Source organism: Paenibacillus sp. FSL R7-269, from assembly GCF_000517865.1.
Classification (GTDB): domain Bacteria; phylum Bacillota; class Bacilli; order Paenibacillales; family Paenibacillaceae; genus Paenibacillus_AQ.
Genome location: NZ_ASPS01000012.1, coordinates 219,480 through 237,486, shown reverse-complemented (window position 1 = coordinate 237,486; position 18,007 = coordinate 219,480). Strand labels below are relative to the sequence as shown.

At 54.6% G+C, this 18,007-nt stretch carries 14 protein-coding genes; 5 read left to right on the top strand and 9 right to left on the bottom strand.

Translation table 11 applies throughout. The features are described from left to right. The first annotated feature begins 26 nt into the window (after positions 1–26). The 3 genes from C162_RS05665 (at position 27) to C162_RS05655 (ending at position 2,933) form a co-directional block, all read left to right on the top strand. Positions 27–1,580, top strand: coding sequence for an FAD-dependent oxidoreductase (locus C162_RS05665; RefSeq protein WP_036692188.1), 1,554 nt, complete (start codon positions 27–29; stop codon positions 1,578–1,580). Between the two features lie 174 nt (positions 1,581–1,754). Further along, positions 1,755–2,474 (top strand): 3-ketoacyl-ACP reductase, encoded by a 720-nt coding sequence (locus tag C162_RS05660; protein WP_036692186.1) that lies wholly within the window; start codon positions 1,755–1,757, stop codon positions 2,472–2,474. 138 nt (positions 2,475–2,612) lie between these two features. Then, positions 2,613–2,933, top strand: a complete 321-nt coding sequence (locus C162_RS05655) for an antibiotic biosynthesis monooxygenase (RefSeq protein ID WP_036692183.1) — start codon at positions 2,613–2,615, stop codon at positions 2,931–2,933. Between the two features lie 337 nt (positions 2,934–3,270). Here C162_RS05655 and C162_RS05650 read toward each other — a convergent pair whose 3' ends face one another. The 7 genes from C162_RS05650 to cidR form a co-directional block, all read right to left on the bottom strand. Next, positions 3,271–5,499, bottom strand: a complete 2,229-nt coding sequence (locus C162_RS05650) for an MMPL family transporter (protein ID WP_036692181.1) — start codon at positions 5,497–5,499, stop codon at positions 3,271–3,273. A 603-nt stretch (positions 5,500–6,102) separates the two neighbouring features. Then, positions 6,103–8,007, bottom strand: a complete 1,905-nt coding sequence (locus C162_RS05645; RefSeq protein WP_036692180.1) for an ABC transporter ATP-binding protein — start codon at positions 8,005–8,007, stop codon at positions 6,103–6,105. Beyond that, positions 8,004–9,764 carry an ABC transporter ATP-binding protein gene (locus C162_RS05640; RefSeq protein ID WP_036692176.1) on the bottom strand — a complete coding sequence of 587 codons (1,761 nt, stop codon included), beginning with the start codon at positions 9,762–9,764 and terminating at the stop codon, positions 8,004–8,006. The genes C162_RS05645 and C162_RS05640 overlap by 4 nt, the downstream gene beginning before the upstream one ends. Then, positions 9,757–10,143: a MarR family winged helix-turn-helix transcriptional regulator gene (locus C162_RS05635; protein WP_051493262.1), complete on the bottom strand. Its 387-nt coding sequence runs from the start codon at positions 10,141–10,143 to the stop codon at positions 9,757–9,759. The genes C162_RS05640 and C162_RS05635 overlap by 8 nt, the downstream gene beginning before the upstream one ends. A gap of 410 nt (positions 10,144–10,553) precedes the next feature. Then, positions 10,554–11,960 (bottom strand): hypothetical protein, encoded by a 1,407-nt coding sequence (locus tag C162_RS05630; RefSeq protein ID WP_036692172.1) that lies wholly within the window; start codon positions 11,958–11,960, stop codon positions 10,554–10,556. 143 nt (positions 11,961–12,103) lie between these two features. Continuing rightward, positions 12,104–12,388, bottom strand: coding sequence for an aspartyl-phosphate phosphatase Spo0E family protein (locus C162_RS37440; RefSeq protein ID WP_036692170.1), 285 nt, complete (start codon positions 12,386–12,388; stop codon positions 12,104–12,106). A 114-nt stretch (positions 12,389–12,502) separates the two neighbouring features. Then, a complete protein-coding gene (cidR, locus tag C162_RS05620) occupies positions 12,503–13,420 on the bottom strand; it encodes a cidABC operon transcriptional activator CidR (RefSeq protein ID WP_036692168.1) in 918 nt (305 codons plus the stop codon). A 113-nt stretch (positions 13,421–13,533) separates the two neighbouring features. On the opposite strand from cidR, the gene C162_RS05615 reads away from it, so the two are divergent. Together C162_RS05615 and C162_RS05610 are read left to right on the top strand one after the other, a co-directional pair. Beyond that, positions 13,534–13,905 (top strand): CidA/LrgA family protein, encoded by a 372-nt coding sequence (locus C162_RS05615; protein ID WP_036692167.1) that lies wholly within the window; start codon positions 13,534–13,536, stop codon positions 13,903–13,905. Continuing rightward, positions 13,905–14,585, top strand: coding sequence for a CidB/LrgB family autolysis modulator (locus C162_RS05610; protein WP_036692288.1), 681 nt, complete (start codon positions 13,905–13,907; stop codon positions 14,583–14,585). Before C162_RS05615 ends, C162_RS05610 begins: the two co-directional genes overlap by 1 nt. Positions 14,586–14,612: 27 nt before the next feature. On the opposite strand, the gene C162_RS05605 is transcribed toward C162_RS05610, so the two are convergent. Both C162_RS05605 and C162_RS05600 read right to left on the bottom strand, forming a co-directional pair. Then, a complete protein-coding gene (locus tag C162_RS05605) occupies positions 14,613–15,581 on the bottom strand; it encodes a Gfo/Idh/MocA family protein (RefSeq protein WP_036692166.1) in 969 nt (322 codons plus the stop codon). A 53-nt stretch (positions 15,582–15,634) separates the two neighbouring features. Next, entirely contained in the window at positions 15,635–17,950 is a 2,316-nt protein-coding gene (locus tag C162_RS05600) for an ATP-dependent DNA helicase (protein ID WP_036692165.1), read from the bottom strand. Positions 17,951–18,007 lie beyond the last annotated feature (57 nt).

Here is an 18,007-nt window from a genome sequence, read left to right as displayed (position 1 = left end):
GATCATCACTTAGGAGGGAATATACTATGAATGCACAGGAACCCCATTCGCAAAGTCTTCCGCAATTTCCGGAATCGTTATGGGTAGGCAGTACCGGGCTGCCGTCTTTTCCGAGACTTGCTGAAGATCATGTCACAGATGTAGCTATTGTAGGAACAGGAATTACCGGGATTACTACCGCTTATCTGCTGTCCAAGGCCGGATATAAGGTCACACTGCTTGAAGCCGGACAAATACTCGGCGGGGCTACCGGCTATACCAGCGCCAAAATCTCCGCCCAGCACGGCATGATCTATCATGATCTGGTGAAGCATTTCGGCGAGGAGCATGCCCGGATGTATTATCAGTCGAACAGCGAGGCCATGGAGTGGATGATTGCCACAGCAGAGGAGCTGGACCTGTCCTGCGGGATGAAGCGGGAGGCGGCCTATCTGTATGCGGATCAAGGCGACGAGAAGACACTCAAGGCGCTGAATAAGGAATTCGAGGCTTATGGCAAGCTGGGACTACCCGGAGAGTGGCTGGATCAGGTACCCCTGCCGCTGGGCGCGGGCGGGGCCATCCGGATGCCGGATCAGGCACGTTTTCATCCGCTGGAGTATCTGAAGGGGCTGCTGCAGGCGGTTCTGGACAGGGGCGGCACCGTATTTGAGCATACGATGATCGGGGAGAAGGCCGATACGGACGGACAGATAATCCTGCATACCGAGGGAGAGAAGTTCCAGATCCGTTGCCGCCATGCCGTGTCGGCTTCCCACTTCCCCTTCTATGACGGCGGGTCCCTCTACTTCTCGCGGCTGCATGCCGAACGCTCCTACTGTCTGGCGTTCGAGCCGGAGACGGATTATGAGGGCGGCATGTATCTGAGTGCCGGTGAACCGACCCGCTCGCTGCGGGCCGTGGAATGGGGAGACAAGAAGCTGGTCATTGCCGGCGGGGAGAACCACAAGACCGGTCAAGGCATCTGTACATTCGGCCATTATGAGAATCTGGAGCGGTTCGCCGGGGAGCTGCTGGGCATCCGTAGTATTCCGTTCCGCTGGTCCACCCAGGATCTGATCACGCTGGACCGGGTTCCCTATATCGGCAAGCGCGCCGAGGACGAGGAAATCTATATCGCCACCGGCTTCGGGAAGTGGGGCATGACGAACGGAACCGCGGCTGCCCGCCTGATCGCAGACGGCATTCTGGGGAGCAGCAACCCCTACACCAGGTTATATGATCCCTCACGCTTCAAGGCAGTCCCTGCCATTAAGAACTTCATCGTGCAGAACCTCTCTGTCGCTAAAGAGCTGGTCGCCGGAAAAGTGGAGATTGTACACACCAAAACAAAGGATCTGGAGCCGGATCAGGGTGCTGTTGTCTTCCATGACGGCAAACGCGCGGGTGCCTACCGCGATCCCGAAGGCCAATTGCATCTTGTCGACAGAACCTGTACCCACATGGGCTGTGAATGCGAATGGAATAACGCCGAGCGTTCCTGGGATTGCCCGTGTCACGGCTCCCGCTTCTCCTATGAAGGCGATGTAATCGAAGGTCCGGCGACCTTGCCGCTTAAGACAATTACGCCGGAAGACTAAAGTGGGATGACCGGGCGCTGCGGGGCATTAGCGGCACAAGTGGTCCCGGGGGCCAGCAGCCTGCACTGCCGGAGCTGCGGCTCTGGCGTGATTGTGCCCGGCTGCTCAGGTATAATAGACAGTATCTTCTAGAATTACCCATCATTCTATATATAAGGAGCGTGACGACAGGTTATGGATTTGAGAGGAACCAGTATTGTCATTACAGGTGCAGGCAAGGGAATCGGCAAGGCGCTCGCTATGGCGCTGGCTAAGGAAGGTGCCAACCTGGGGCTAATCTCCAGAACCTCAGCGGATCTTGAGGCGCTGAAGGCGGCGCTGACCGAGGTGTACGACATCAAGGTCAGTATCGCCGTGGCCGATATTGCAGTACGTGAAGAAGCGGAGCGGGCGGTAGTAGCCCTGCAGAAGGACCTTGGGCCCTTCGACGCGCTTATTAACAACGCCGGGATCGCCCAGTTCGGCACGTTCCTGGAGATGGACCCGGCAGACTGGGAACGGCATATGCAGATCAACCTGTTCGGGGCCTATTATGTGACCCGTGCGGCACTGCCTGCGATGATTGAGCGTTCGAGCGGCAATATCATCAATATCTCCTCCACCGCAGGAGAACGCGGCTTCGCCACAGGCTCCGCCTACTGTGCCTCTAAGTTTGCTCTAATGGGCATGACGGAGTCACTGGCGATGGAGGTACGCAAGCATAATATCCGTGTCGTTGCGCTGACCCCAAGCACAGTGAATACAGGCCTTGCTTCCGATGCGGGTCTTAAGATCGGGGATGAGGACCGGATGATGCAGCCGGAGGATGTGGCCGAGCTGACGCTGGCTGCCCTTAAGCTGCCTGATCGCGTCTTCCTGAAGACGGCAGGCATCTGGACCACGAATCCGCAATAACGACAGACATTACTTACAGCCCAACAAGTGGAAACGGCTTTGCCGTCCTTTCAAAGGATGGTACCGTTTCAGCGAGAAATAGAAGGATAATTTATCATGTGCAACAAATAAATTCTTATATTTCAAGGAGGACTTGGCATGCTGGTAGTTACCAATACGATTAAGATCAAAGAAGGGCATGGTCAAGCGCTGGCCTCACGGTTCAGCGCAGATAACGGGGTGCAGAGCATCCCCGGCTTCATTCGCATGGAGGTGTGGCACGCCGCCCCTAAGGAAGGCGTGGAGGAGCTGAAGATCTGCACCGTATGGGAGAATGAGGAGGCACTGAACGGCTGGACCTCTAGTCCCGCCTTCCGGGACTCGCACCGCGGTGCCGGCCGGAATGAAGCCATTGTCAGTTCCTCGCTCGACAAGTACGAGCTGGTGCACAGCCGTACTCCGGACGTTCAGGCTGACTAGCCTGCTTCTTAAGCAGCAATAAGTGGAGAGGGCCGGCCGTTTAGGACGGTCCCCTTTTCTGTGTGAAGGATACGATTCTTGTGAGACATCTTATGTATATGCTGGGCAAAATGACTGTCTAATCCATTGTGTCCGGATTTTTCACATACATTTGGTTCATATGCCTGCTTGCGTGCACAATGTATGCTGTTTTTCACATACATTCGGCATACACGTCATCGCCACCAGCACACTGTATTCGGTTATTCACTTACATTTAGTCCGCTATCCTAAACATCTTATCGCAGAAAACAGGGATACCCCGCCAGCCGTCAGGCTTAGCGGGGCATCCCTGTTGTTATTGCTGTGTATCCGAAGCAGAGGCTTCGCTGATCTCCTGATGCTTGCCCGGCCAGAAGGCCACGCGGCCAAAGAGGACGGTGATGGCCGGGACCAGGAACGGACGGACAACGAAGGTATCCAGCAGGACACCGATCGCAGTGATAATCCCGAACTGAACCAGAACCTGAATCGGAAGACTTGCCAATACAGCGAACGTACCGGCCAGGATAAGTCCGGCGGAGGTAATGACTGAGCCGGTCTCATTCACACCTTCTGCAATCGCCTGCTTCAGCGGCATATGCTTACGCTTTTTCCAGATATTCGAGATCATGAAGATGTTGTAATCCTCCCCGAGCGCCACCAGGAAAACAAAGGAATATAGCGGAATGGAGCCTTGGATCGCATCTGCTCCAAGCACATAATGAATGATGATCCATCCCAGGCCCAGTGCCGAGAAGAACGACAGGATTACCGTCCCCACCAGATACACTGTGGCTACCACAGATCTGAGATAGACCAGCAGCAGCACCGTAATCAGGCCGATAACGACCGGTATGATCAGATCAGTATCCCGTTCTCCAAGCTCCTTGGTATCGTGCTGGGTAGCAGTCTGGCCGCTGATCCATACCTTATCCTGCGCGTTCTCAATCCCGGATTCCGTCAGGGCCGACTCAACCGTAGCCTGAAGTGCCGGGATATGGTTCATCGCCTCAATCGAATACGGATTGTCCTTGAACTCAATGTCATAGGCGGTAATCTTCGGGTTGACGGATCCCTGCTGCAGGTCTGAGACCACATCCACGTAGGACAGGCTGCTCAGCACGGATTTCAGGTCTTCTCCGCCGGATAACCCTTCCGTATCCACCATCAGCTTGGCGGGTGCCAGCTCACCGGGGGAGAATTGCTTGCCAATCAGGTCGAAGCCTTCCCGCGACTCCATAGTCTTCGGGAACGACGACAGAATATCATAGGTGAACTTAATTCCGCTGGAGAAGGAGGCCAGCACTCCCAGAAGCACCACCGTAATTCCGACAATGGCCCACGGGCGGGATACCACCAGGTACCCGATTCCTTTGCGGCGGGCAGGCTGCGGCTGCGGCACCGGTCTGCCTTTGGCCTTGGCCCGCTCTGCTTCCATCTGCGGCGTGCGCGGCACGAACGGGAAGAAGGAGGTCCGTCCGAAGATGGCCAGCAAGGCCGGAACCAGGGTCAGACTGGCTATTCCCATAATCAGAATGGAGACGCTGAACGGCACTGCAAACCGGTGGTACGCGCCGTATTTGGCCAGCAGCAGAGCGAAGAGGGCCATCACCACGGTGAAGCCGCTCATCGCAATCGCCCCCGAGGAATGGGAAATGGCGTTCAGTAGTGCACGCCCCTTATTCTCCTCCACCTTCAGCATCTGGCGGAAGCGCGAGATCAGGAACAGGCAATAGTCTGTCCCTGCCCCGAAGAGCAGCACTGTCATAATTGAGACCGCCTGCGAATCCACCGTAATCCAGCCTTCTCTGGCCATCAGACCAAGCACCGGGCTGGTTACGCCATAAGCAAAGCCTACAGCTATCAGAGGAATCAACGCCAGAATGGGTGAACGGTAGATCAGCAGCAGGAAGACCAGCACCAGAATGACGGTGGCAATCAGCAGCGATACATCGGCATTCTTGAATAGCCCTGTAGCATCTACCGAGATTCCGACCGGGCCGGATACGCGCAGGCTTAAGTCTCCGCTGTCCGGCTTGGCGGCAGACGGGTCACTCCCCGTCTCCGTCCGGATCAGCTCCTTCAGGCTCTTCAGCGACTCTCCGAGCTGGTCGCTGTCCGCCGTCTTGTCGAACAGCACCGGGGTGACGAGCGTGCTCCGGTCCTCCGACAAGGACGCCTGCAGCGCCTGCGGCGGCAGCTTGCCCAGCGGCGGAACGAAGTTCTGATGCTCCAGAGGCTGCTGCTCAAGCTTGCCGTATACTGTGGTTATATGTACGAGATCCTCCTCCGAGATTCCACCGTCACGATGCCATACGAGCAGTGCCGGCACTCCGCTTCCGGCCGGAAATTCTCTCTCGGCAACGACCGATGCCCGCACCGATTGTGAATCCTCCGGCAGATTGGAGGCATTATTGGCAACCTGTGAATTCACCGAAGGCCAGAGCATTGTAAGGACCCCAACCAGTACAATCCACACCAGCAGAGTGATCCATTTGGTCTTGCTCCCTGCTACCCATTTTCCGTAGCCCGACATACCTTTCATCCTCTCTCCTATCCGTTCGCCCAAAAAATGAGCCGCGGGTCATTTTGATATCCTTATCATATATACCCCGAAAATTTTAAGCAAATCTTTTTTCTGAAATTTTGAAAAACTAGTGTGATCATTGCCGCTGCTGCCCCCTGGAATGCCTGAACCTGTGCCATGGACGCAGGGGGATTCCGCTCTCTTTTTCTAGTATAATCTGGAATATACTATATAATACACGGGCGGCTAGAGACTATGACTTGAACCCTATACACGGAAATCTTGCAGATATTGCACCTTCCGCTCACAGATGAGCTGATATTTGGAGGATTGCTGCACAAAATGCAGGAATTTTTATTTGTAGCCTATGGATGGAGGAGGAATGCTGCCTTCTGTGCAACAATTTGAGATTTAGGCCAATTGGACGCGGGGAAAGTTGTATTTTGTGCAGGAAAGATTCAGTTGGTGGAGTTGAGTGGTGGCATAGGAAAGTGGTGGGTGCGTGGATGGGTATAAAAAAGCGTTCCTACAGAGAATGTCCGAAGACGCTCTGCATGAACGCTGGGTTATGCTTGGCTGTGGTCTACAGCCGGCTATATTCAGGTAACTGTTCTATTCGGATCAGCCTGCGTCCGGCAGGTCATCCCCGGAGAACTGGCTGTTATAGAGATCGGCATAGAAGCCGCCGGCTTCCAGCAGTTCCACATGGGTACCCTTCTCAATCACGCTGCCCTGGTTCATCACCAGGATCAGATCGGCGTCCTTGATGGTGGACAGGCGGTGAGCGATCACGAAGCTGGTTCTGCCGTGCATCAGCGTGTTCATCGCCTTCTGAATCTGCACCTCTGTGCGTGTATCTACGCTGCTGGTTGCTTCATCCAGAATAAGGATGGACGGATCGGCCAGAATCGCCCGGGCGATGGTAAGCAGCTGCTTTTGACCCTGGGAGATGTTGGAGGCCTCTTCATTCAGAATCGTGTCATACCCGAGCGGCAGCGTACGGATGAAGTGATCGGCATGTGCAGCCTTGGCTGCACGCACCACATCAGCCTCCGTAGCCCCTTCCCGGCCGTAAGCGATATTATCGCGGATGGTCCCGTTGAACAGCCAGGTATCCTGGAGCACCATACCGAATTTACTGCGCAGCTCGCTGCGCTTCATATCGGTGATGTTCACACCGTCGATCACAATCTCCCCGCCGCTGATCTCATAGAAGCGCATGAGCAGGTTGATCAGCGTGGTTTTGCCGGCTCCGGTTGGTCCTACAATCGCAATGGTCTGTCCCGGAGTGACCTCGATGTTCATGTCTTCAATCAGGAGTTCACCCGGCTTGTAGCCGAACTGCACGTGACGGAATTCCACAGAGCCCTCTTCTGCATCTGCAGAACGTTTCGCCAGTGTAGCAGCCACTTCAGGGACTTCCTCTTTCTCATCCAGCAGTTCAAATACACGTTCTGCCGAAGCGATAGTGGACTGAATGATGTTGGCAATATTTGCGGTCTGCGTAATCGGCATGGTGAACTGGCGCGAATACTGAATGAACGCCTGGATGTCGCCGACATCAATCGCTTTTTTGGTCACGAAGATCCCGCCGACCACACACACCAGCACATACCCCAGGTTCCCGATGAACATCATCAGCGGCATAATAATCCCGGAGATGAACTGGGAGCGCCAGCCGGAGTTATACAGATCCTCATTGATGGCATTGAAGTCCTTCAGGGAGTTCTTTTCCCGTCCAAAAGCCTTGATAATCCGGTGCCCGGTATACATCTCCTCCACATGACCATTCAGCTGGCCCAGCGATTTCTGCTGTCCGACGAAATAGGTCTGGGAGCGCTTGGTGATCAGCATAATCACCACGAAGCTAAGCGGCAGCGTAACGACCGTAATCAGGGTAAGCCAAGGGCTGATCGTCAGCATCATCACAATAACCCCGACAATCGTCACTATGGAGGTGATCAGTTGGGTCAAGCTCTGCTGCAGGGTGGTGCTGATGTTATCCACGTCATTGGTCGCCCGGCTGAGAATCTCCCCGTGAGTCCGGGAATCGAAATATTTCAGCGGCAGCCGCTCCAGCTTGCTGTTGATCTGCTCGCGCATATCGTATACAACCTTCTGTGCCACACCGGCCATTACATATTGCTGGATATAACTGAACAGCGCACTGAACAGATACAGGCCTGCCAGCAGGATCAGAATATCATTCACATAGCCAAAATCAATCTTAGCCCCAGGCACATCCATCATCATGCCATAAGCGCCCTCGAACAGCTTGGTCGTTGCCTTCCCCATAACCTTAGGGCTGAAAATACTGAATACGGTACTGGCAATCGCCATCACGAATACAATAATTAGCTGGACCTGGCGCGGACGCAAATACCGGACCAGGCGGCGCAGGGTGCCCTTGAAATCCTTTGCCTTCTCGGCGGGCATTCTCATGCCGGGACCGCCGCCCGGTCCACCGCCGAAGCCGCCGTGTCTTCCGCCCTGCGGCGGCTTCACTGCTTTGTTCTGCTCACTCATGCTATTTCCTCCTCTGACAGCTGCGAGGATACAATCTCGCGGTACACCTCATTGTTATCCAGCAGCTCGCGGTGCGTACCCATTCCGACAATTTGACCTTCATCCAGTACGATAATCCGGTCTGCATCCATTACCGTGCTTACCCGCTGTGCGACAATAAGGACGGTAGATTCTGTGGTCTCCTCCTTAAGAGCGGCACGCAGCTTGGCATCGGTCTTGAAGTCCAGCGCGGAGAAGCTGTCATCGAACAGGTATACCTCCGGCTTGCGGACGAGAGCACGGGCAATCGACAGGCGCTGCTTCTGTCCGCCGGAGACGTTACCGCCCCCTTGGGAGATGCTTGAATCGAAGCCTTCCTTCATCGCGGAGACGAAGTCATAGGCCTGCGCCACCTTGGCGGCATGAAGAATCTCTTCCTCGGTAGCATCCTCTTTACCGTAACGGATATTCTCGTTAATGGTACCGGTGAACAGCACGGCTTTTTGCGGAATATAACCAATCTTGCTCCGCAGATCCTCCTGCGTCATCTGGCGCACATCCACACCATCCACACTTATCGTACCCTCAATAGCATCATAGAATCTCGGAATCATATTCAGCAGCGTGGACTTGCCTGACCCGGTTCCGCCGATGATGGCGGTAATCTCACCGGGGCGCGCTCTGAAGGTAATTCCCGACAAGGCCGCCTGCTCCGCACCCGGATAAGCGAAGGATACATTGTCGAACTCCACATACCCGCGCAATCCGTCACGGCCGTCCTCATGTGTAGCTGTAGCCGTAGTCTTCAGTTCTGCAGAGGTAGGGTCCTTAATCTCAGGCTGCATATCCAGTACTTCATTAATGCGCAGTGCTGAGGCAGAAGCTCTTGGAATCAGCACGAACATCATCGAAACCATGATCAGCGAGAACATAATTTGCATTGCATACTGAATGAATGCCATCAGAGAGCCAACCTTCAGATCCCCGTCTCCGATACGGATTCCGCCGAAGTACAGAATGGCAATCATCGAGAAGTTCATGACGATCATCATCAACGGCATCAGCCCCGCCATTACCTTGTTAACTTTAATCGCCGTGTCGGTAAGGTCGCGGTTCGCCTCACTGAACCGTCTGTTCTCATGCTCAATCCGGTTGAAGGAGCGGATGACGCGGATACCGGTCAGATGCTCGCGCAGCACCAGATTTAATTTGTCCAGCTTGATCTGGATCGCCTTGAACAGCGGAAGGCCCTTCATTCCGATGAAAAATATCGCTCCGACCAGCAGCGGAATCACCACTACAAAAATCAGCGAGAGCTTGGCGTCCTCAGACACCGCCATAATAATCCCGCCGATCATCATCATCGGGGCACCGACCATCATGCGGAGCATCATAGTCAGGACGGTCTGAACCTGTGTAATATCATTAGTGGTACGTGTAATCAATGAGGCCGTGCCCAGCTTATCGAATTCATGGAGCGTAAAGTTCTCTACATGATTGAACACCCGGGAACGGGTATTCTTCCCGAAGCCTGCCGCCACCCTGGCTGACAGATAACTGGCAATAATAGAGCATAGCACACCTCCTGCCGCCACCAGCAGCATGAAGCCGCCGATTCTCCAGATATAAGGCTGGTCTCCGTCCACAATCCCTTTGTCGATAATGTTACTCATCAAGGTGGGAAGATACAGATCACCCATAGACTGCAGGAATACCAGAATCAATACCCCTGCGATGGCCAAGCGGAAGGGCTTCAGTTGTTTCATTAATTTAATCATGCTTCTCATCTCCGTTCATTTGTAACCGGTCTAGATTAGGCGGAGGATTATCCTCCATAAAGGCATAGACTTTCAGCAGCAGTTCCGCCAGTTGATCAGATTCTTCCTCACCTAAATACTCCACCATCCTGTGAAGTGTGGCGTCCATATGGTCCCTGGCTCTGCGGGTAATAATTTTCCCCTGTTCGGTCAACTTGATGCGCACTACCCTCCGGTCAGACGGATCAGCCTGCCGTTCTACCATCTGCTTGGCTTCAAGACTGTTAATCAGCTGAGTTACCGTTGGCGGAGTCAGTCCTAAGAAACGGCTGATCTCCGACACCTTAAGTCCCAGATCTGAAGTATGCGACGCCCGTGCAATACATATCAGTAAAGTCATCTCACTTGGCTTATGCCCCTCCACCGAGTGATGCCAATGCCCTTTGCGCAGCTTCCGAAGTGCAGAGAAAAGCTTGTGTCCGACTGAGTTTTCACCTTCGCGATTTATCCCAATGCTTCCACCTCATTTTAGTTAGGTATACAAATAATTAAAGCATGTATTAATTAGGTTACCTAATTATATTTTCGTGCCTGCAATTTGTCAATTCCTGATTACGCCGTTACTATGTAATTTATTTCACATTACCGCGCACAAACGCTCCCGCGACACAGAGGGCCGGGGAGTCTCTCTTAGCTATACAATTAACTGCTAACTGCTCTAATCTGCTCTAAAATTCCACTCCGTGTTCAACAGTGGTAAAGCCTCTTACCTTGGACTTCTGATCTGTTCCTGTACCCGCAAGAATGAAGCTAAACAATACCAAAACGCTGGCCGTCATCAACAGTGATCTCTTCATGCGTTCTCACCTCCCTGATCAGCTCCCGGTACGCATTCTGCTGGGTATCCGAAGCGTAGTCTCTGTTCACTTCAAATAAGGTCACACAATTAATGAAGTCCTTGCCGCTGTTGAGCCTAATGGTCAGACGCAGGCAATGAATGATATAGTCTATTCCCTTGGCATACTGCTTGCGGGAGATATGGTAGATCGCAATCTGATAATAGAGACGGTACACCCGGTCTACATTAATCGTATCCTGGAATTGTTCAAACCGCAGCATCTCCCGGGAAAAGCGCGACATCACCGCATCAGCGGAGAACCCGAAGCGGTTGGCCGACTCCATAATGATCACCATGCCGGACAGAATCTCCCCAGGGTGCTCGGACAAGAACGCGATATAGGAAGGCAATACAGAGATATTACCCATCAGAATCTCCAGCGTGAACCCGTTGGCGGTGGCAAACAGCTTGAAGCTGTCTACACTGCTGCGCCCTTCGTCATCCAGCATCTCGAACCAGCTCAGGTCTGCATAGCCAGCGGTATATTTCTTGGCTTGCTCATACTCCCCTTGCTTGGTAAGCGCCGATGCCTTCAGCAGGTAGCCGTGCCCGTAATAGACCACCAGCGGACGTTCCGCCTGAAAAGCCTCCGCCCTCTTCCCCTTACTGCGGCGCAGCTCCTCGCGGTAGATCCCGCTTGCTAACGCCCTCAGCTCATCGGAGAATTTCTCAACATCCTTCCAGCGGTGCAGTGCGAAGCACACCTTCGCCAGCTTCAGCAGCCCGTCCAGCTGCATCTCCTCGGGAAGCAGCCCGCGGTACGGCTCGAAGCTGATTACAGCTCGAAGCTTCTGCTCCATATCCACATCGGGAGTAGACTGCAAAGACATGAAGATACGGTACTGGCTAATCGCCATACGCTCGGAATAGCTGTCTTGTTCATGGTCTACAATCAGCTTGTAGAATACGATAGACTCCTGTACTTTGCCGCTGCAGAATAGCCTCTCTGCCACCCTGTAGATGATATCCAGCGGCCGCTGATATTCCATAATCCGCCTTAAGACCTCTTCAATGCATTGCTGCTTGCCCATCTCGGCACATTTGACCAGGAAGGGCTCGATCCGGCGGCGGGAGATGCGTTCTTCACTGAAGCACTCATCCACATACAGCGGATACAGCCAGCCTTCCGGGAAGCCGAAGGCCCGGATCATGGCATCCAGCTGTCCCAGCGAGATGGGCTTCGACGGATTGCCGTGAAGAATGGCGCTGAGACTGCCGCGGTTCAGGCCGGAGACTTTGGCAAATGAGGCAAGATTATGACCCGAGCGGGACAGACTCTTCTCGATTTCCGTACGTAATGTAGTCAGCTTCGCCTCCACCCGGCACCTCCCTATCCATCATTCAGGTTATCCTTCTATTAATTGCCATTATAGGACAACACTATGAAAAGCACAACAAAATGGCCCCACATTAGTAGGACCATGATTAACAAACACCGTCAGATGCCCGGGTGTATTATTGATTATTGCTGCAAAGCCGCCTGATTCCGGATCCGCTGGCTCTTCTTATTCTTGCCGTAGGGCGCGGCTCCATTCTTGCGGCTGCGCAGGCTCTCCATCATCAGGTTCTGGGCCATCACAATATATCCATCCAGCCGCTGGCTTAGCTCCAGCACCGCATGATCGCTCAGACTCCGCTCCTGGGCTACCTCCAGCAGCTCGCTTCTTAAATTCTCTATAGTAAGGAACAGCTCATTTTCTCTGTAATCCCGGCCATTGGCATCAGGAGAATTCTGGTAAAGGTTCACAGTTACTCACCTTCTCTCTATCAACTTCTCCCCTATCATAAATCATGATGCCAAAAAACAAAATTTGCAAAAAAAGAAAAAAATGTCGGCGGAAGTATAAATAAGCTCTGTTATTTATATATCCTCCGGAGGCTCCGGCGGGTGATACCGCTCCCCGAGTACATTCATCGCAAAAGCAATCCACTCTCTTGCGGCAAAGGACAGATAGCGGTCCTTGCGCCAGATCATGCCCAGCTGCCAGGGAATTACCGGCTCTGTCAGGGGAATGACGGTAATCCGCGAACGGTCGATATCCCGGCAGATCGTCTCCGGCAGCAGCGCAATGCCCATCCCGGCGGCGACCATCCGGCTGATCAGATCCCACTGGGAGCTTTCATAGACCACCTTGGGCTGGAAGCCCGCTCTCACGCATTCCGAAATTATCCGGTCATGCAGGGCGAAGTCCTCCCGGAACAGGACGAACTCCTCCCCGGCCAGCTCTTTCAGCGGTACCTGCTGCGCTCCGTCCAGACGGTGCCCGGCGGGGACCAGCAGTTCCAGCCGCTCTTCCACAAAGGTGAAGCTGTGGAACCTGGCCTCATCCACCGGCAGCACAATCGCCCCGATGTCGAGCAGGCCGGACTCAACGTCATCTTCCACTTTCTTTGCTCCGTCCTCATGCAGCCGGATCGTCACCTCGGGATACTTCCGGTGGAATTCCCCGATGACCGCCGGGAAGAAGCTCGCCCCCACCATGGGCGGCAGTCCGATACGGATATGCCCCTGCTTCAGATTGCGCAGGCTGTCCAGCTCGGAGGAGAGGCTGGCGAAGGACTCTACAATGTTCTGCGCCTTGACGAGCAGCAGCTCTCCGGCATCCGTCAGGCGGATGCTCCGGCCCTCGCGGTAGAAGAGATCAGCCCCCAGCTCCGTCTCCAGATTGCGGATCATCTTGCTGATGGTCGGCTGGGTGATATACAGCGATTCTGCGGCTCTGGAGAAGCTGTTCAGCCTGGCGGCCTGCACGAAATACTCCAGCTGTCTGATATCCATTAGACAACCCTCCATGTATAGACAATTAGAATGCGATCTATTCAATCCATTCATTTTACCTATGAAAGAATCAGATGTAAACTTTCAGTAAGAGATGAAAGGAGGTAATCATGATGAAAAAGATTGCCTTAGGCTTACTGCAGGTGGCCGGCCTAACCGTGTTCTCCCTGCTGGTTAACGGATTAACCTCACTGCTGCATATTCCGCTTCCCGGAAGCATTATCGGGATGATTCTATTATTCCTGCTGCTCGAATCCGGCGTGATCCGTCTGAACTGGGTGGAGGCAGGTGCTTCGTGGCTGCTGGCTGAACTGCTGCTGTTCTTCATTCCATCGGCTATAGGGGTGATGAACTACTCGAAGCTGCTGGAATCCTTCGGCCTGCAGGTACTGGCTGTTGTGCTCGTGGGCACCTTTGCTGTCATGGCCAGCTCAGGTCTGCTGACAGGTGTTATCTATAAAGTAAAGGAGCGTAGAAGCTCATGATGACTGGACTATTATTCCTTGGACTTACCATCACCGTATATCTTATAACCAAACGGATCTATGCGGCCAGCGGTAAAATGTACACCTCTCCGCTGATCATCACCCCGCTGGTCATCATCGGCTTCCTGCTGATCACAGGCAGCTCTTATGAATCCTACAATGCAGGCGGCAAATGGCTGTCAGACCTGCTTCAGCCGGCGACAATCGCCTTCGCGATTCCGCTGCACAAGAATTTCAAGCTGCTCAAAAAGCACGCCGCCGAAATTGCGGCAGGCGTGCTGTCAGGAACGGTAATGGCTGTACTATCTTCCATGCTGCTGGCCAAATTAATGCACCTGAGCGGAGATCTCGCCACCAGCCTGGTCCCGCGTTCGGTAACTACGCCGATTGCCATGAGCATCTCTCAGAGCATAGGCGGAGTTCCCAGCATCACCGCAGTCTTCGTCATTCTCACAGGTGTGCTTGGAACGATGATGGGGCCTTCGGTACTGCGCCTCTTCCACATTGAGAATGAAGTGGCGCGCGGAGTGTCGCTTGGCACCGCAGCGCATGGCACCGGCACCTCCAAGGCCTTCGAGCTTAGCTCGCTGACCGGCACCATCTCCAGTATCTCAATGATTCTGGCGGCGCTGCTCTCCATCGGGCTGGCACCCGCAATGCTTGCAGTGTTCATTCATTAAGCTGTTCCCTCGTCTTAAGACGGAGGCCTATAGCCTCACAGGCAATCCGCTCTGGGCAGATTCATACGCAGCGCAGGTTACCTTCAGCGTCTTGTACCCGTCCTCATAATCGCTGAGAATACGGGAGCGGTCTCCGGTGCGGACTGCGTACAGGAAGGCTTCGCTCTCTACCGCATAAGGGTTGCCCGTATTCTTGTATTCCTTGCTGTCCCCGCTGCGGACTTCGAGCAGACGCTCCGGGTTCCAGTCAAGCATGCCGTTGTCATTATAGAAGCTGATTCCGGCCTTGTTCACCTCACCGGGCAGCACACAGGTATTGGAGATGCTGGCGATAATGCCGCTTGCAAGCTTCAGTGACACGGTGCCCACATCGGCTACAGTCACCCCTTCATGCTTCTCATGCATAATCCGGTTGCCGAACATGCCGTAGACCTCTGTCACCTCACCGGCCAGATAACGCAGCAGGTCAACGATATGCGTCGTCTGCTCCGTGAATTGCCCGCCGGACTGCTCCTGATTGCGCCACCACGCCACGCCGGGCATTCCGCCCATCCATTCTCCGGTAATCATCCCTACCTTGTCTCCGGCAAGCGTCTGCTTCAGCCGCTGAATATTCTCCTGGTAGCGGAAATGATAGCCTACCGAGGTCAGCAGCTGATGCTGCTTAATATCCTCCAGCAGACTGGCCGGAATGGCCGTACTTGAGCCTAGCGGCTTCTCGATGAAAAAGGGGATATCTCTACGGATCAGCGCCCGCTCAATCGCCCCGTGCGACTGTGGCGGCACACAGATGTAGACAGCATCCAGCTTGTGGCTGTCCAGCATCTCGGTAATCTCCCCGTAGCCTTCGGCCCCGTAAGGGCGGGCCATCTCTTCTCCCTTAAGCTTGCTGCTGCCGCAGACGGCCTTCAGCGACACATCCTCCATGCCCGCCAGCAAATCCGCATGTACCTTGGAGAACCAGCCTGTTCCAACAAGTCCGATATTAAGCGTCATGTCATTACCTCCTGAGTTGTCTGGTGAATGCCTTTTCAGTAGATTATACCCGCTTAGGTCATCACAGAGTAGTCCCGCCACTCCTCTGGAAGCAGTTGCCTGTAGGATTGCTGCATGAAGCGGTCGTCAGCGAGCACAATGACCCCGCTGTCGCTCTCACTGCGGATCAGCCGTCCTCCGGCCTGTTGCACCTTGCACATACCCGGGTAGATATAAGCATAATCGAAGCCGTTCTTACCCTGTGACTGGAAATAGCTCCGCAGCAGATTGCGCTCCAGTCCCACCTGCGGGAGTCCAACACCTACGACCATCACCCCGTTCAACCGGTCACCGGGCAGATCCACCCCTTCCGAGAAAATACCTCCCAGCACGGCAAAGCCAAGCAGCGGCTCCGGGTTATCCGGGCGGAAGGCCGCCAGGAAGCTCTCCCGCTCCGGCTCGCTCATTCCGCTGCCCTGCAGCAGCGTGGGGACTTCAGGGTACTTCTCAGTGAACACCTCATAGACATGCTTCAAGTAGAGATAGGAGGGGAAGAAGACCAGGTAGTTGCCCTTCTTCGAGACCAGGCCTTTGAGCGCATCACTAAGCGGCTGTATTGAAGCCTCACGGTCATGAAACCGGGTGGATACCGGCAGCACAGATACCTGCCACTGCTCTTTGTGAAAAGGCGTAGCCAAGCTCAGACTGTAATCCTCCTCGCCTGCACCGATCATATCTCTGTAATACGAGAGCGGCGATAGGGTCGCAGAGAACAGAATCTGGCTGCGGAAGCTCTTGCCCATTTGCTGCAGCAGATGCGACGGATCGAGATTGAACAGCTTCAGATACACATCTCCGCTGCGCACCTCGGCATAGGTGATGTAGCGTTCATCGTAGGTTTTGAAGGTGCGGAGCATCGCCTGTACCGCGTAAAAGGTATCCAGCAGGCTGTTCTCCCCCTCCTCCTCTGCCTGCGCGGAGCCTATAAGAGAAGAGGGATTCAGCAGCTCCAGCTCGGCTTCGGCCGCGAAGTTCTCCAGCAGCTCCGGCAGCTCCTCGGGATAGGCCGCCCACTCTCCCGCACCCTTGTCACCGCAAATCTTACGCAGCGCAATGAAGAAGGTATTCACCGCTTTGGCAGCAGTGCCGAGCCTTGGATTCGCCGTCTTATAGGTCCGGCTGAGTGCCAAGAAGGGCGCCTTGGTGAGCGAAGCAGAATACATCTCCCGGCCCCGGTCCACCAGATTATGCGCTTCATCCACCAGCAGCACAGTGTTCTTCTTACGCTCCTCCGACATGCGCTTCAGACTGATGCGCGGATCGTAGATATAATTGTAATCGCAGATCACAACATCGCAGACATAGGCGGCATCCAGCGAGAATTCAAACGGGCAGACCTGATGCTTATGGGCATAGCTGGCGATCGTCTCCCGGGTCATCAGCATCTCCTGCTCCAGCATATCGATCAGTGCGCCATTGATCCGGTCATAATACCCCTCCGCATAAGCGCAGGAATCATTGCCGCAGACTCCCTCCTCCCGGAAACAGGCCTTCTCCTTCGCCGTCAGCGCAATGACATGCAGATGCAGCCCGCGGCGGTTCAGCATCGAGGCAGCCTCCTGCGCCGCGATCCGTGTAACTGTCTTGGCAGTCAGATAGAAGATACCGGCTGCCTTGCCTTCGCCCAGCGCTTTGACCGCCGGGAATAGAGTGGACATGGTTTTGCCGATGCCTGTCGGTGCCTGGGCGAAGAGGTTCGCCCCCTCAGCAATGGAGGTATAGACTGCGGCAGCGAAATGGCGCTGGCCGGGCCGGTAGGCCGAGAACGGAAAGGACAGGGCAGTGATGCTCTCCCCTCTCTTCGCCTTGTAACGGACCATCATCTCGGCATACGGTGCGTACCTGCTTACGGTCTCTAGCGCGAAGGCCGTCAGCGCTTCGCGGGACATCTCCCGGTAGAGACTGTACTGTGCCTCGCTTCCCCGCTGCACATAGGTGAGCTTCACTTGGATATAAGGAAGCTCCAGCTCCGTTGCCAGCATGTAAGCGTACATGTATGCCTGGGCCCAATGTACCTCCTTCCCTTCTAGCGCAGGGTCCGGGATTCCGGCCATGGACTTGATCTCCTCCACCGTCAGACTCCCATCCTCTGCCGTAAGCAGGCCGTCGCAGCGTCCGTCAATCTGGAACAGCAGATCCCCGTAAGGAATTCCGGTCTTCAAATAGACCTCCTTGCGGTCCCCTTCCTTGTATTGCTTCTGGATCAGCTGATGGCTGCGCGTCCCCTCCGCCATGGCGGCCCCGCTGCGGAAGCCCGGCTCCAGACTGCCGCTGCTGTAGGCAAATTCCACAAGCGCCCTCACGGACAGCGTGATTTCTGTATGCTCCATCCGTCCCCACCTCCAATAATTTCCGCCAGCTTCCGCTGCGTATGGCTCATATTCTTC